This is a genomic window from Paraburkholderia aromaticivorans, assembly GCF_002278075.1.
Classification (GTDB): Bacteria; Pseudomonadota; Gammaproteobacteria; order Burkholderiales; family Burkholderiaceae; genus Paraburkholderia; species Paraburkholderia aromaticivorans.
This window is the reverse complement of the sequence record NZ_CP022991.1, coordinates 85,646-98,986: the sequence shown is the minus strand read 5'-3', so window position 1 is coordinate 98,986 and position 13,341 is coordinate 85,646. Positions and strand designations below refer to the sequence as shown.

Annotated in this window: 13 protein-coding genes and 1 pseudogene; 7 read left to right on the top strand and 7 right to left on the bottom strand. The window is 59.7% G+C overall.

Annotated elements, in window-relative coordinates; genetic code table 11:
* Positions 1–60 precede the first annotated feature (60 nt).
* The gene (locus CJU94_RS42330) at positions 61–1,602 is read left to right on the top strand and encodes a methyl-accepting chemotaxis protein (RefSeq protein ID WP_095422975.1); all 1,542 of its coding nucleotides are present in this window, start codon (positions 61–63) and stop codon (positions 1,600–1,602) included.
* A 102-nt stretch (positions 1,603–1,704) separates the two neighbouring features.
* Here CJU94_RS42330 and CJU94_RS33480 read toward each other — a convergent pair whose 3' ends face one another.
* From CJU94_RS33480 to CJU94_RS33465, 4 genes are all read right to left on the bottom strand, one after another.
* Positions 1,705–2,835, bottom strand: coding sequence for an amidohydrolase family protein (locus tag CJU94_RS33480; protein ID WP_095422974.1), 1,131 nt, complete (start codon positions 2,833–2,835; stop codon positions 1,705–1,707).
* 2 nt (positions 2,836–2,837) lie between these two features.
* Positions 2,838–4,145 (bottom strand): MFS transporter, encoded by a 1,308-nt coding sequence (locus CJU94_RS33475; RefSeq protein WP_095422973.1) that lies wholly within the window; start codon positions 4,143–4,145, stop codon positions 2,838–2,840.
* 83 nt (positions 4,146–4,228) lie between these two features.
* Entirely contained in the window at positions 4,229–5,503 is a 1,275-nt protein-coding gene (locus tag CJU94_RS33470; RefSeq protein WP_095422972.1) for a CaiB/BaiF CoA transferase family protein, read from the bottom strand.
* Positions 5,500–6,483, bottom strand: coding sequence for a hydroxymethylglutaryl-CoA lyase (locus CJU94_RS33465; protein ID WP_095422971.1), 984 nt, complete (start codon positions 6,481–6,483; stop codon positions 5,500–5,502). Before CJU94_RS33465 ends, CJU94_RS33470 begins: the two co-directional genes overlap by 4 nt.
* A 158-nt stretch (positions 6,484–6,641) precedes the next feature.
* Here CJU94_RS33465 and CJU94_RS33460 point away from each other — a divergent pair, with 158 nt between their 5' ends.
* The 3 genes from CJU94_RS33460 to CJU94_RS33450 all read left to right on the top strand — a co-directional run bounded on the left by CJU94_RS33460 (position 6,642) and on the right by CJU94_RS33450 (position 8,858).
* Positions 6,642–7,460, top strand: a complete 819-nt coding sequence (locus CJU94_RS33460; protein WP_095422970.1) for an IclR family transcriptional regulator — start codon at positions 6,642–6,644, stop codon at positions 7,458–7,460.
* Between the two features lie 287 nt (positions 7,461–7,747).
* A complete protein-coding gene (locus tag CJU94_RS33455) occupies positions 7,748–8,059 on the top strand; it encodes a DUF4148 domain-containing protein (protein WP_095422969.1) in 312 nt (103 codons plus the stop codon).
* Between the two features lie 187 nt (positions 8,060–8,246).
* Positions 8,247–8,858 carry a class I SAM-dependent methyltransferase gene (locus tag CJU94_RS33450; protein WP_095422968.1) on the top strand — a complete coding sequence of 204 codons (612 nt, stop codon included), beginning with the start codon at positions 8,247–8,249 and terminating at the stop codon, positions 8,856–8,858.
* Between the two features lie 292 nt (positions 8,859–9,150).
* Here the strand turns inward: CJU94_RS33450 and CJU94_RS33445 are convergent, their stop codons facing one another.
* Positions 9,151–9,741, bottom strand: a complete 591-nt coding sequence (locus CJU94_RS33445; RefSeq protein ID WP_157763840.1) for a ParB-like protein — start codon at positions 9,739–9,741, stop codon at positions 9,151–9,153.
* A gap of 466 nt (positions 9,742–10,207) precedes the next feature.
* Between CJU94_RS33445 and CJU94_RS42625 the strand changes: the two genes are divergently transcribed.
* From CJU94_RS42625 to CJU94_RS42325, 3 genes are all read left to right on the top strand, one after another.
* Positions 10,208–10,471, top strand: coding sequence for a hypothetical protein (locus CJU94_RS42625; protein WP_208645437.1), 264 nt, complete (start codon positions 10,208–10,210; stop codon positions 10,469–10,471).
* A 154-nt stretch (positions 10,472–10,625) separates the two neighbouring features.
* Entirely contained in the window at positions 10,626–10,928 is a 303-nt protein-coding gene (locus CJU94_RS33435; RefSeq protein WP_095422966.1) for a hypothetical protein, read from the top strand.
* A gap of 629 nt (positions 10,929–11,557) precedes the next feature.
* On the top strand, positions 11,558–11,689 hold the full coding sequence (locus tag CJU94_RS42325; RefSeq protein WP_279636661.1) for a hypothetical protein: 132 nt from the start codon (positions 11,558–11,560) through the stop codon (positions 11,687–11,689).
* A 270-nt stretch (positions 11,690–11,959) separates the two neighbouring features.
* On the opposite strand, the gene CJU94_RS33430 is transcribed toward CJU94_RS42325, so the two are convergent.
* Positions 11,960–12,166, bottom strand: coding sequence for a hypothetical protein (locus tag CJU94_RS33430; protein WP_095422965.1), 207 nt, complete (start codon positions 12,164–12,166; stop codon positions 11,960–11,962).
* Positions 12,167–12,847: 681 nt separating this feature from the next.
* A pseudogene (locus CJU94_RS33425) lies at positions 12,848–13,183 on the bottom strand (DDE-type integrase/transposase/recombinase); the annotation flags it as partial.
* Positions 13,184–13,341 lie beyond the last annotated feature (158 nt).

The following is a 13,341-nucleotide window of genomic DNA, read 5'->3' as shown; positions in this document are numbered from 1 at the left end:
ACGGACATATCCGTGCAGTTAATGCCCGACAGGGCCTCACCTCATTCAGCGGATCTGCAAATGTTTTCGAGAGTCTCAATCAGGGCGCGGATCTCGCTCGCCTTCGGCTTGCTCGTCGCTCTGGTGTCGATCGTTGCCGCGTTCGGTCAGTGGGGAACGCAAGCGGGGAAGTCGGCACTCCGCGAAGTCTATGCCGTGCAGCTGTCGTCAGCGGTAGCGCTTGGCGATACCAAGTACAACCTGGCAATCGCGCGCGTCTCGATGGACCGGGCGCTTTTGCATCCCGAATCGCCGGATGTCCAGGTGCTTCTGCAAAAGGCGCGCGCCTACCTCGCAACATCGAAAAAGGCCTACGGCCGCTATCTTGCCCTTCCCCAATCGGCTGAACAGCAAAGACTGGCGGACGCCGTCTCGCTGACTTTGGACCGGCTGATCAAAGGGGCAATCGAACCCACGCTGCAGTCGCTCGAAACGGGCGATGCAGTGGCGGCAAATCGGATCACCATGGACGTTACGCCGCCGCTGGCACTCGCGTTTACCAAAAGCACCGACGCGCTCAACGACTACCTGATGACGAGCGGCGCATCGAGCTACGAGGATTTTCAGTCGACGCTCAGCACGGTTAGCGGCGCGTCGATCGCGGCGCTGTGCACCGCTATTCTTCTGTCGCTGGTATGTGCGATCGGGCTGCATCGCGCGATAGGCCGTCCGTTGACGAGAGCGCTGGAGGTCTGTTCTGCGATGTCCAACGGGGACCTCTCAAACGAGGTGCAGGTCGAAGGCCGCGATGAGATGAGTGCGCTGATGCACGGTCTGCTGGCGACTCAGGAGGGGCTGAAATCGACGGTTACCACGGTGCTCTCTAGCAGCGAGTCGATGGCAAGTGCAACCAGCGAAATCGCGTCGGGGAACTCGGATCTGTCGCGGCGCACAGAGGCGCAGGCCGCAGCGCTGGAACAAACGGCGGCAAGCATGGAAGAACTCACAGCGACCGTCGCCCAAAACAACGAGCGTGTCGGATTCGCTACCGAATATGCCAGCAACGCGTCGAACATTGCGAAGACCGGCGGCGCCGTGATGGACCGCGCAGTGCAAACCATGGCCGGCATCTCGGATCAGTCGACAAAGATCGCGTCCATTATCGGCACGATCGAAGGGATCGCTTTTCAGACCAACATACTGGCTCTGAATGCCGCCGTGGAGGCCGCCCGTGCGGGCGAGCAGGGTCGTGGATTTGCTGTCGTCGCCGCCGAAGTGCGCACGCTCGCACAGCGCTCGGCCAGCGCAGCAAAGGAAATCAAGGCGCTTATCGACGAAGCCGTGACTGGCGTAACCGAGGGATCGGGGCTGATCGACCAGGCCGGCCGGACAATGATGGAGATCGTCAAGTCGATCGAAAAAGTGAGCGATGTCATGCAGGAAGTAGCGGCGGCGTCCACAGAGCAACGAGACGGCATCGAACAGGTCAATCGCGCCGTTTCTCAACTGGATGAAACGACACAGCAGAATGCGGCGCTGGTGGAAGAGACTACCGCGGCGGCACTGTCGCTTGCGGATCAGGCACAGACCCTCCGGTCGGCGGCGAGTCGCTTCCGGACATAACAGGGCTGACATCACAGAGTTAATGCGTCCCTCGCCGCCGGCAGAAGAAAGGCCGTCACTTGAATGAACCGGCCCCGAGGAAAAGTGAGGTTGGACTACGCCTCAAGCGAGGCGATATACGTTTGTTACTGTGCCCCGGAAGAGCGCCTGCCGATCTTGCGTGCTCGCACCGGCAGTCAGGCGCTTGAACGCATTCCAGCCGTTGCTGAACGGGTAGGAACCTTTGTCGACCGGAAAATTGCTTTCGAACATACAGCGATTCGCACCGAACGCCTCGATGCACGTATGCATCCAGGGCTTCCAGGTTTCAGCTAGCTCGATGGAAGACGGCGGCTTCTCACCCTTTTCGAAGTCGAAACCGTTGATTCGCATGCCAAGCCCACCCAACTTCACGTAAACGTTCGGCAATTGCGCTAGTTCGCACATTGAGCGCGACCACGAATCAAAAACTTCCTTCCGGTGATCCGTGTAGCTGCCGATTTGCACCACGCCGCCGCAGTGGTTAATGATGAAGGGCGTATCCGGATTTGCTTTGGCGAGATCGAACAACTCGGGAAGCTGAGGAAAAAACAGCCACGCGTCATAAGAGAGTCCCAACGACTTCAGTTGGGCGACGCCCGCACGATAGTTGGGGTCGAGCAATAACCCGCGAGGTACGGCCGACAGCGGATTTGCAAGCGTTGCATCAGCATCCCACGTTACGAGGTGACGTACACCTCGTAAGCGCCCGTCACCTGCCTCCAGTTCTGCCTCAAGCACCTCTCGTACAGCGGCGCCGCGCCTGAGATCCGCGTATCCGACGATTCCTTTTGCAACCTGCGGCTCCTCCTTTTGCATGGGCGCGGTGACTTGAGCAACGTACTCGACCTCACCGACTGGACGAAGCTGTTCCGCACCCGTGGTGCGGTAGCGAGTCAATCCCTGCATGAAGACTGATGCGGTGATGTTGTGCCCCGACCGGGCATCCTCCAGATACTCATTGAGCAGATAGATCCAACCCGGACGCTCGTACAAGTGGTGATGCGCGTCGACAATGGGCATATCCGGTTCGAGCGCCGCTTCCGTTCCGGATGCAAGCCACTCCGCACGGACAGGGAGGTAATTGCTGGTTGTACTCATACTGCGCGATTCCTCTTTGGCAAACACATGGCGCACGCTCAGCGAAGGCATCACGATGGATGCGGCGGCAGCGCTTAGCAAGCGGCGTCGGCGGATCGAATGGCGAGATCGCATCCTTACTTCCTCTTATCGAAGGCAAACAGGGAAAGGGTCAACAGGGTCGTCACAGCGAGTACGACAGCCAAGCCAAGCATGCCTGCGGTGAAGGTGCCGTAACTGTCCTTCAGGTAGCCGACGAGGTATGGGCCGGCGAAACCACCCAGTGCACCGATAGAGTTGATCAGTGCGAGTCCGCCGGCGGCGGCCTGACCGGACAGAAACCGAGCCGGCAGCGTGTAGAAGATTGTCCGGCCGGCAATAGTGCCGACTAATGCCAACGTAATGCCCGTCAATGCGGGGACAAGTTGCTGGAAGCAGGTTGAAACGCCGAGCGCGATTGCGCCGATAAAAAGACCCGCGGCAAGATTGGCGATGTGGCCACCGCGACGATCAACGCGCTTGGCCCACCACAAAAGCGCGATGGTCGCGAAGAAGTAAGGTATCGCCGACACCCAGCCCGTCTGCGTTACGCTCATGCCATGAGCTTTGAGCATCTGCGGCAACCAGATGCCGATGCCATAAGAGCCCATCGTGAAGCCGAAGGAGATCATCGCGAGGATGTACATCCGTACATCCTTCAAAGCTGCGCGAAAATCCTTTTTCTTCGAATTTGCAGTGCCCTCACGGTCAAACGCGCTTTGCAGTGCCTGACGCTCTTCCGGCGACAGCCACTTCGCTTCTGCGGGCTTGTCCGCGAGCATCTTCAAAACGAAGAAGCCCAACATGCACGCCGGCAGGCCTTCGAAAATAAACATCCACTTCCATCCGGCAAGACCGAGGAAGCCGTCCATCTTCAGAAGCCAAGTGGACAAAGGCCCGCCAACCAATGACGAAAGCGGTGTCGAGACCGTGAACCATGCGAGTACTCGGGTGCGATAGTTGGCCGGAAACCAGACCGCGAGAAAGAAGATCACACCCGGGAAGAAGCCTGCCTCGCCGATACCCAGCAGAAGGCGAATCGCGTAAAAGCTGGTCGGTCCGACCGCGAGCGCCGTCGCGGCGGCGAAGAAGCCCCACGTGATCATGATGCGCGCGAGCCACCGCCTGGCGCCGAACCGATACAACGCGAGATTGCTCGGCACTTCGCACACACAATAGCCCGCGAACATGATGCCCGCACCCCAGCCGAACTGCGTGGCTGTCAGGCCGAGGTCGCGGTTCATCGTCAGCGCCGCGAAGCCGACGCTGGTGCGATCGAGATAATTGAAGAAGTAAGCGAGAGCAAGAAGAGGGATGAAACGCCAGGCTGCCTTTCCAACGGCCTGCTGTTCGAGCGTGGTGTTGCAGGCGCTTTCAGCCGCAATATTCGATGATATGGATGTCATGCTTCGTCTCCGGATGAAACACTGGACCGCACGCCGTCATCCCGACGTGCGACGCCGTGCTTCTTGATATGTGCCTTTCCGATTCAGGCGCTCGCCAGTTCGTTGGCAGAGGGGGTGGAGGCATCGCCGGATTGGCTTGCCTGGCACTTGACGACGCCGGCGTCTGCCAATTGCCTGAGATCTTCCGGGGAGTAACCCAACTGTTGAAGCAGAGCGCGCGTGTCTTGACCGAGCGAGGGTGGAGCCGCGCGCAATTGCAGCCGTTCACCACCAAGCGTCAAGGGCAGCAATGCCGTCTTCGTTGACACTGGCCGGCCTGCACCGCTCGCGTCAGGCGGCAGCGTGACGTCGGCGAGGCCGCCTGTTGCAAGAAGATGGGGATCGTCAAACAGGTCCTGCGGTTTCGTAATCGGCGCATAGGGCAGTCCATAGCGCTCGAAGATCGCACTGATCTCTGCTGCGGAGAACGCCTTCATATGCTCGCGAAGTTGTGGCATCAGCCATTCACGAGCTTGCACGCGCTGATTGTTGCTGGCGATACGCTCGTCGGATTTAAACGCTTCCAGGCCGAACGCGTCGCAGAAAAGCGCCCATTGCGTATCCGAGACGACGGCCAGGAAAATCTGTTCGTCGTCTTTGACCGAGAAAACATCGTATACAGCCCACGCTGAGATGCGGCTTGGCATCGGCGCCGCGGCCTTGCCGGTGACCGCGTACTGCATCATGTGCTGTGCGACGAGGAACACGTTGTTCTCAAACAACGCGCTTTGCACTTCCTGTCCGCGCCCGGTGCGCTCGCGCTGCGCAAGCGCCGCCATTGCGCCGATCGCGCCGAACATGCCGCCCATAATGTCGTTGACGCTCGTGCCCGCACGCAGCGGCCTTCCTTCAGGGCCGGTCATATAGGCGAGACCCCCCATCATCTGCACAACTTCATCGAGCGCGGTGCGATGGTCATAGGGGCCAGGTAGGAAGCCTTTATGCGAGACGTAGACCAGACGGGAATTGAGTTTGGACAACGCGGCATAGCCAAGGCCGAGCTTGTCCATCGTTCCGCTCTTGAAGTTCTCGCTGAAAACGTCCGCGCCGGCAAGAAGCCTGTGGAAGATTTCCAAACCGCGTGAGTCTTTGAGATCAACGGCGATGCTTTTTTTGTTGCGGTTGAAAGTGCTGAAGAAACCGGCGCCCGAACCTCGAAGATTGCGGGTACTGTCGCCGGTGATCGGCTCAACTTTAATTACTTCCGCGCCGAGGTCGGCCAGGACCATGCCGCACGTCGGCCCCATCACCATGTGCGTCATTTCCACGACACGAACGCCGTCATAGGGCAAAGATTGGTTCGATTGCTCTTCGCTCATTGCGCCGCTCCCAGCAAACAGCCTTCCGGTTGAGGCGCACTCGGTGCGCGCCCGTCTGCATACGAGAAGCCTTTCGGCAAACCCGCGTCTTGCACATGTCCGTAGAGAGCTTCGCCAGGAAGCGCCTCCGCGAGGATCGCGCGCGCCGCGATGAGCTTGTCGATATCGACCCCCGTGTCGTAGCCCATCGCTTCCAGCAGGAATGCCAGGTCTTCAGTGACGATATTTCCTGTTGCACCGGGCGCGTAAGGACACCCTCCGAGGCCCGCTTGACTTGAATCGATCGTCCTCACGCCGACGTCGAGCGCCGCGACGACATTTGCGAGGCCCTGCCCGCGAGTGTTATGAAAATGGGCACCGCCTGCCTTCTCTCCGACTTCGGATCGCAGCCGGCGGAACAGGCGACGAACCTGAACGGGGTTGGCATAGCCGCTCGTATCAGAAAGGCCGATTTCGTCGACGCCGCACTCGGCCATTGCGAGGCACATGCGAATCGTTTGGTCATCGGTCACCGTGCCCGCGATAGTGCAGCCGAAGGCAACCGAAACGCCCGCTTCGATCTCGATGTCAGGGAACCGCTCGTCGCGCAAAGCGACGATGTCGCGTACCTCGTCAATCAGCTGCGCGGTGGTTTTACGAATATTGGCCAATGCGTGCTCATTAGTTACCGAAACCGGCAACGTGACCTTATGTACGCCTGCTTCAAAAGCGCCCTGGGAACCGCGCAGGTTAGGAGCCAGAACAGCGACATGCAGGCCCGGAATGGTCAACGCATGCGCGACGACTTCCCGAATGTCGGCCATCTGCGGCAAAAGCTTGGGAGGAACGAATGAACCCACCTCGATTTCTCTGAGCCCGGCTGCTGCCAGCGCTGAAATCCATCGAAGTTTGGCAGCCGTTGGCATGACGCTCTTGATGCTTTGCAGGCCGTCGCGCGGCCCGACTTCGCTGATCAAAATTTGAGGACGTGAAGTACTCATATCGTTCCTATGTTCTGTCAGATAGACCCGGGTTTCGTTAGAAAGAACTATAGACGCGTCTTGAATCCCGTATAAGAGGGGTTAACCCAGGATTTTAGAACTGGAGTTCTGTTGGATAGAACGGTATAGTGAGGGCAACCGATATCCAAGAGGTTCCAATGGCCAAAGACGCGTCGCAAAAAGATCTGTCCGCTGACATTAACGCGGCGTCCAGTGGCGTTGCCGTCCTTGACCGGGCGTTCGCCATACTCAATGCGTTCGGACCAACCGACGACCGGCTTACGCTGACCGAGCTATCGCGCCGGACCGACCTCTATAAAAGTACGGTTTTGCGGCTGCTCGGCGCGTTGGAACACGGCGGATTCATTCGGAAACTGAGCGACGGGCAATATGCAATCGGTCATCAGCCGTTACGGCTTGCGACGCTCTATCAGCGATCCTTCCAGGTGGGGCCTGCCGTCGAGCCCTTGCTTCAACAGTTAAGCGCGGAGCTTGGCGAAACGGCGAGCTTCTACGTGCGTCAGGGCGATCATCGCCTCGTGCTTTATCGTGTCGAACCAAGCCGCAGCGTCCGGGTATCGATTCGCGTCGGGGAAGAGTTCGCAATCGATAAGGGCGCTTCCGGCAAAGTATTGATGGCTTTCACCGAGACGCAGGATCCGCGCTGGCAGGAGATTCGAGACCGGCTCTGGGCTCTCTCGTTCGGCGAGCGGGACCCCGAAACGGCATCGGCGTCAGTGCCCGTCTTCGATTCGTTCGGCGAGTTGCAGGGCGCGCTGACACTATCGGGACCCAAAGGCCGCTTCGATGTCCCGGCCGTCATCAACGCCGCATTAGCGAGTCTGCTTGATAGCGCGCGACGCGCGACCGTTGCACTCGGCGGCAAAGGATTGAGGTACGACGCGAGCATAGCGAGCCTCGCACAAACACCTGTGACCACCGGCGCAAGCGAAATTGCCAGAGGGACGGCGGTTTGACGCCTTGCTACCCAACAGAACCAACGTCGTCTCCACGAGGCGCAACTTTCGTCCGGGTGGCTGCGGCAGATGGATCTCGAAAGCAGCCATCGCCCAATGTCATTGTTGACTGACGGCCTTGAGTCGGTCGATGCCTTTCGCGCAATGCTCCCGGTCGGCGATCGTTCTCTTTGTGCAGTGCGCCTTCTTCCGACGAGTGGACTGAGGCAAAATGAACGCGGAAGTCACGCGCGATCCGCGGGATCGCACCGTTCGCGTCGCACCAATCGGACGCGTGGAGATGCGCTATGGAAAACCTCACGAGAAACTGCTCGACGCTTGCTGCGTTGGCGCTCCTGCTGACTGGATATGCCGCCGCCGGCGAGCCACATAGCGGGCCGCATCTGAGCCCAACGGAGTGCCGTGACCTGGCCGAGATTAAAAGCAACGCGCCTCGGACGAAGTCGCAGCACCAAAGCGAGCTTTCGGCCCTGAGGAAAGCGGGCTACAACCCGTCACCATGGCACGACGACCCACACTACCCAGCGAATCTACATGCGGCGCAGCGCCTGGTCGACCATTGGTTCGAAACGGACTGCAAGCAGTTGCAACCCGAGTGAGAAGCCCCCGGAGCCACTACGAACTTCTTGTGACTTAGCGCGCAGCAACGGCGGGCTGCAGACCGCTCCACGGCTCTCCTTTTCAACGTTCAAGGTATGTCTCGGACCGAGTTCAGCCAGGAAGAGTCATTCGACACCTCGCCTGGATCGTCGACATTCGGCCGATCTGACAACTCAATATTCATCAATGTCGATCGACGTTCCGGGAACCGAAGGTTATGCCGAGTATGCCGCGGCCTTGGCTAACGATTGGCGCAAGATCTCGTTCCGGGACCTCCACCAACCAGTTCTGCATCTGATACCCACGGCACCTTCGCGCATCCTCGACGTGGGGGCCGGCATGGGCCGCGATGCTGCCGCATTGGCAGCGATGGGGCACTCGGTGGTAGCGGTTGAGCCCGTCGACGAACTGCGGGCTGCCGCGATCAGCTTCTATCCGGCTTGCAGCGTCGTCTGGCTCGACGACAGCCTTCCAGAACTTCGCCTCGTCCGGGAGAGGGCGAACACGTTCGACGTTGTCATGGTTACCGCAGTATGGATGCACCTCGACGAAGCCCAGCGTCGCCGAGCGATGGGCACCCTCTCTGATCTGTTAGACGAAGGCGGCCTCGTCATCATGTCGTTGCGCCACGGGCCGACCCCGACCGGGCGGCGCATGTTCGACGTCTCCGCCGCGGACACGATCAGGCTTGCCGAAGCCCACCATCTGCAAGTTCTGCTCAATGATTGCAGCGACTCAGCCCAGCAAGCAAACAGGAACATGGGAGTCACCTGGACGCGGCTTGCTTTCCGGAAGTGAGGATCGAAGGGCGTGCGTCTGCCAGGAGATAGATTGCAATAACCAAAGCGACGCCGAAACCACTGCCTGGTAGGATGTAAGTGCTCATGCGGATCAGAGGGACTAGCGGTGCGTGATTGACATGCGACTTCGCGAGACACGGCACCCCTAAATAACCCTGCGGCAAGCAAGCGGCGCGATGTTGCGTACAGCGACGGCGGCGCCTACGTGCCTTTTGTCACGTTCAGAAGTTCTGGTGGCCGTGTGACGGTGTTTTGAGGAGATCAGCTCGATGCGGCTCACCGCGAGGCGTTCACCGGACTTCCCGGCGAGTCTTGAAGCCCGGAAGCATCCGCGCGTCGAGGCTCCATGCGAGGTGGACGCCCTGATCGACAGCCGCATCGAACTGGAATTCATTCGCCCACATCGGGATACGCGTTCGATAGAACGCAGCCCACTGAAAATCGGCAAAGGGTTCAGGCGTTTTCAGGTAGCCGCCCGCATCGCGCACAAAGGCTGCCAGACTACGGTAGGGGTCGTCGGGGAGGCCATAGACTTCGTCGGGAATTGCGGACATTGCCCGGAGGATGCCTCGCTCGTCGTAGGGGTGTACCCACCGTCGCTCGATAACCGCGTCCCAGAACTTTCCCTCGGGGAGTCGCGACAGGTCCTCCACAACTGTGGCGAATGCCTTTGTGATGCCGCCGTCCCAGAGGGCGCGCGCGAGATGATGATGGTCGATGACGTAGTGCCTGTCATGTTTGCCAATCACCGTGGGAATAGGTGCGCTCTTCAGGAATTCCTTCAGCGCCGTTGCACCCGTCGCTACAAGGCACTTTCGTTTCGCATCGACCTCGAGCAATCCAACCGTTGCTTGCAGCGGCCGTAGCTGTTCGATACTCACACTCATTCTTTTTGCAATCGTTCCGTCTCCCGGTGTTCCGGAGGATTCTGCTGCTGTACTCCCGTGCGCAAAGCAATTCGATATGAAAGCGACGCGCACCGCCGTCACTTGCACGCGAGCGGACACCTGGACGGCGTCGCGGGCTACTCGCAAACGCATGTTCCCGGCTTGGCCCGGCCAATAACATCCGGGTTTCGGTCAGACCACATGGCCGATGCAGCGTCGGTGCTTGACGGCGAGACGCTGTGTTACCCGGATGCGCCGACAACGTGGTGTGTGCGATCGACACAAGGACGGGCTGGTCATGCCTTTGCTCCGTGGTAGCGATGCAAGGCGTAGAGTCTTGAAAACGCCTCAGGGGGTAATCGATCGTTCGTGCCTGGCGCAAGCCGCACGCGTTACTCCGCGCCGGTCGCGCACTGGGTGCCTTTACTGCGCGGCGCCCTCGAATGAGCCACAGAGGAGGTTGGGCGACGCCGACAACGCGCTGCAGGCCAGCGCGCTCGCAGAAAACATGTCGGAGAGCGCGGCGCGCGACGGCGACGTCGTCGGTCAGGTTGTCGAAGTGATCGCTGACAGGTCGTCGAGTTCAAACCGGATCGTCGACATCATTGGCGCGATCGAACGCATCGCGTTCCAGACCAACTTCCAATGGCTCGCCGTACAGCAGTCGCGGGGAAACAGAAACGAGCGGTTACCGTCTACTGCGTGCCGTCTGGCGCGGGGCTGACGGCGACACGTGCCGCATCAGGAAAGGGACGAATCCTGGTCAGCGTTGCCCTACGACAAAGCGCATATCCTGAAAGAGAGAGTTGCGGGATATGCCGTATTTCAAAGGCGTCGGCCGTTGTCAAATGACGAGGACGAGTGACAAGGAGCACATCATGATGATTCGACACTTCGCCTGCGCACTGCTCGGCGTCGTCACTTTCTGGTCGGCCGACGGCATGGCTGCGCAACCCGATTACGCCTATCAAACGACGGTACAACTCGCCGACGGCAAGACGCTGACATGCGGCGTCAACGAAGCTCTGCCGAACGGCGACGCGCCCGCTGCTCTCACCCGCCGCGAGCAAACGCAAGCCGACGTCCTCGCGACCCAGCGCCTGCGCGTCCTTGGCGGCCCCGAGTCCGCCTATCCGTCGCCCTACACCGCGCCTACCATCATTTGCTCGAGCGCAGGCTAAGGTAGGCCGCTTCGCACCGTCTGGCGCCCGAGGCGACTACCAGGTGCAGTGATTTGTCGGCTTCCATGATGGTCGCGGTCACGTCGTCGTCGCTCTGTGGCGTGCAGCTTACTGCGCCGATATTTGCCGTCAAGCATCCGTGCTCGCTGCCGGCGTGTTCGATGCCGCGATGGCATATGGCGCGGCGAATCTTTTCTGCGATCTCCGATGCGCCTGCTGCCGGGTTGTCGCGTTGGACCGTGAAATACTCGCGTCCGCGAAATTACCCTGGCGTGCCACATCGCTACCAGAGCCAAGAACGATATCGCCTCTTGCATCGAGAACGAGCATTGCCCCGAGATATTTTGCGCTGGCCGCGCGATCGAACAGCTCCTCTCGGCGCAGTCGGGGGCGACAGGGCCATGACCGCGGGATCCTTGAGTCCGTCCACCACAGCCTGCAACGACAGGTCATAAAGTTCGAAATTGCGTCAATGTCGCGCGCGGCGATAGGCGCAATGTCGCGCAAGGCTTCGCGCATATGGTTCAGTGCGTCCTGCCGGCTCTCGTAAAGAACCATTCCGCAGAGACCGACGATGGCGATGACGGCACGGACCCGGCGACGAGGAGCGAAGATGGGGCGAGCTTCCGTTGGATGACCCCGATGAAATCAGCGATCAAACAACATCCTTCGAGGCTGCCGCCGTGTTGCCAGAGCTGACAGGCGCGCTCGAGGATTCTTTCGGCAAAATTCAGGTTGTGCATGCGGTCATCTCCCTCTGAAACGGAGTTCCCGCGCGAGCTACCTGAGCACCCTATGCCTCAATTATCTTCACCTTTGAAAACATGCCTTTCATCGACGGTGACGCATCACGTCCCAACATTGGCGAGGGTCCATCTGCCTGAGCATCCTCCGACGCATCAATTCGCGACGGTAATGACCAGCCACTAGCAGCGCGGCGACACCCAGCCCGAAAAATCCCACGGCAATTCCCGCCCACGAGTCACTCACGGAAGACTCCTTGACTGAAGAACTGGATCACCCGATCAGTGTCATTTGTCATTAAGCATGCGAGCAGCAGCTTTGAGAAAAAGCTGGCCGTGGTCGGTAACGAGAGGGCGTTGTTGACCGGAGGCGAGTTGCTCCAGTGTGACCAGCTGACGTTCAAGGAGCACTTCCAGATCCGCACGATCCAGGCTCAGTGGGTCTGGCGCGTCCCTAAGCAGCATAAGAGTGGCAAATTCATGTGGACTGAGCATCTCCGTCTCCTGGCTACACCTGCGTTTCGCTGGCAACCTGATTCGCCGTCCTCGCTTTTCGAGCGGGATCATTCGAGGATGGCGGCGCGGTACCCAATTGAGCGGGGGGATGCATGTCGCGCGCCAAGGTGCCCATCTTAATATCGAGACATGCCAAAGATCAATATTTGGGAAGAAAGTTTTTGGCGATGTGGAGGGACATCGAACTGCGCAAGTGTGTCGTGCTTCAATGTCGTCAGGTGGCGCAAAAACCGCGTCTCCTGTGTCGCCGCCGGACGGTTGTTGAAACTCTGGGGCGTGCCTGTGCGGCTCGCAGTCATCGGTCAACCCTCCCGCAGGATGGGTAGAAGGGCCAGCCCACGGACGCGGATCTCGTCGGGTGTGGAGCTGGGGTGCGCGCTCGGCAATCAGGCGGTCCACAGAAGTGGCCGTGGCGTTTGCCGACCTGAGCACGAATGCGTGGTTGTGCATGGGCGAGCTGGTCAGTGCTACGCGCGCAGGCAGGATTAAACGATTCCACTAACGCAACTAACCGTCGGTGCCAAAAATTTCAGCCTTGGAAGTCAAAACCGTTTGGCAGGTGACGGGGCCCGCCAGACGGTCGCAAATCGCGTCGTCAACAATGACGCCGGTTCTCGTTCGATCGATTCCGGTAAATTTGAAAATCGCCGACACCGTTAATTAGACGTCGCAGACGAATCTGACGAGGGTTCCCATGGACGTTGTTGCTCTGGCTCCGGTCGTGTTGCCACATGGAAGCACGATCGGTGATTCTGGTCGGATCATGTGCCTGAACTCGATGCCGCCAGGAATGATGCGTGCACAACGAAAATTCTCGAAACCCAGCATTGGTCGGGTGCGACGCTTGATGGCACGGTGGTCCTGCTCTACGCCGTTGTTCAGGTACTTCTTCTGGCGGATCTTGATCGGCGCCCCACGTCCAGCGTTGCGCGCCTGTAGCGCCGCGAGATTTGATCCGCTTTTATCAATCGTCACGGTTACCGGTTCGCCGTCGCGTCTTCCCCGCCTACTGCACCGATATTCCCGCCACGCGGTGACGGCTGGATCTGCATGCGGATAACAAAGCCGGGCGGAGGAGGCCCTGGCTGTCCGGATTCAGGGGGCGGGAAGGCCAGCAGAAGCCCGACGTGGCCACTGCGCCTGAGAACGCCGCA

Bases quoted from the DNA above. Each gene is read 5' to 3' on its own strand.
- CJU94_RS33475 (WP_095422973.1), bottom strand. From the start codon at position 4,145: ATGACATCCATATCATCGAATATTGCGGCTGAAAGCGCCTGCAACACC.
- CJU94_RS33470 (WP_095422972.1), bottom strand. From the start codon at position 5,503: ATGAGCGAAGAGCAATCGAACCAATCTTTGCCCTATGACGGCGTTCGT.
- CJU94_RS33430 (WP_095422965.1), bottom strand. From the start codon at position 12,166: ATGCTCAGTCCACATGAATTTGCCACTCTTATGCTGCTTAGGGACGCG.
- CJU94_RS42330 (WP_095422975.1), top strand. From the start codon at position 61: ATGTTTTCGAGAGTCTCAATCAGGGCGCGGATCTCGCTCGCCTTCGGC.
- CJU94_RS33460 (WP_095422970.1), top strand. From the start codon at position 6,642: ATGGCCAAAGACGCGTCGCAAAAAGATCTGTCCGCTGACATTAACGCG.
- CJU94_RS33480 (WP_095422974.1), bottom strand. From the start codon at position 2,835: ATGCGATCTCGCCATTCGATCCGCCGACGCCGCTTGCTAAGCGCTGCC.
- CJU94_RS33455 (WP_095422969.1), top strand. From the start codon at position 7,748: ATGGAAAACCTCACGAGAAACTGCTCGACGCTTGCTGCGTTGGCGCTC.
- CJU94_RS33450 (WP_095422968.1), top strand. From the start codon at position 8,247: ATGTCGATCGACGTTCCGGGAACCGAAGGTTATGCCGAGTATGCCGCG.
- CJU94_RS33465 (WP_095422971.1), bottom strand. From the start codon at position 6,483: ATGAGTACTTCACGTCCTCAAATTTTGATCAGCGAAGTCGGGCCGCGC.
- CJU94_RS33435 (WP_095422966.1), top strand. From the start codon at position 10,626: ATGATGATTCGACACTTCGCCTGCGCACTGCTCGGCGTCGTCACTTTC.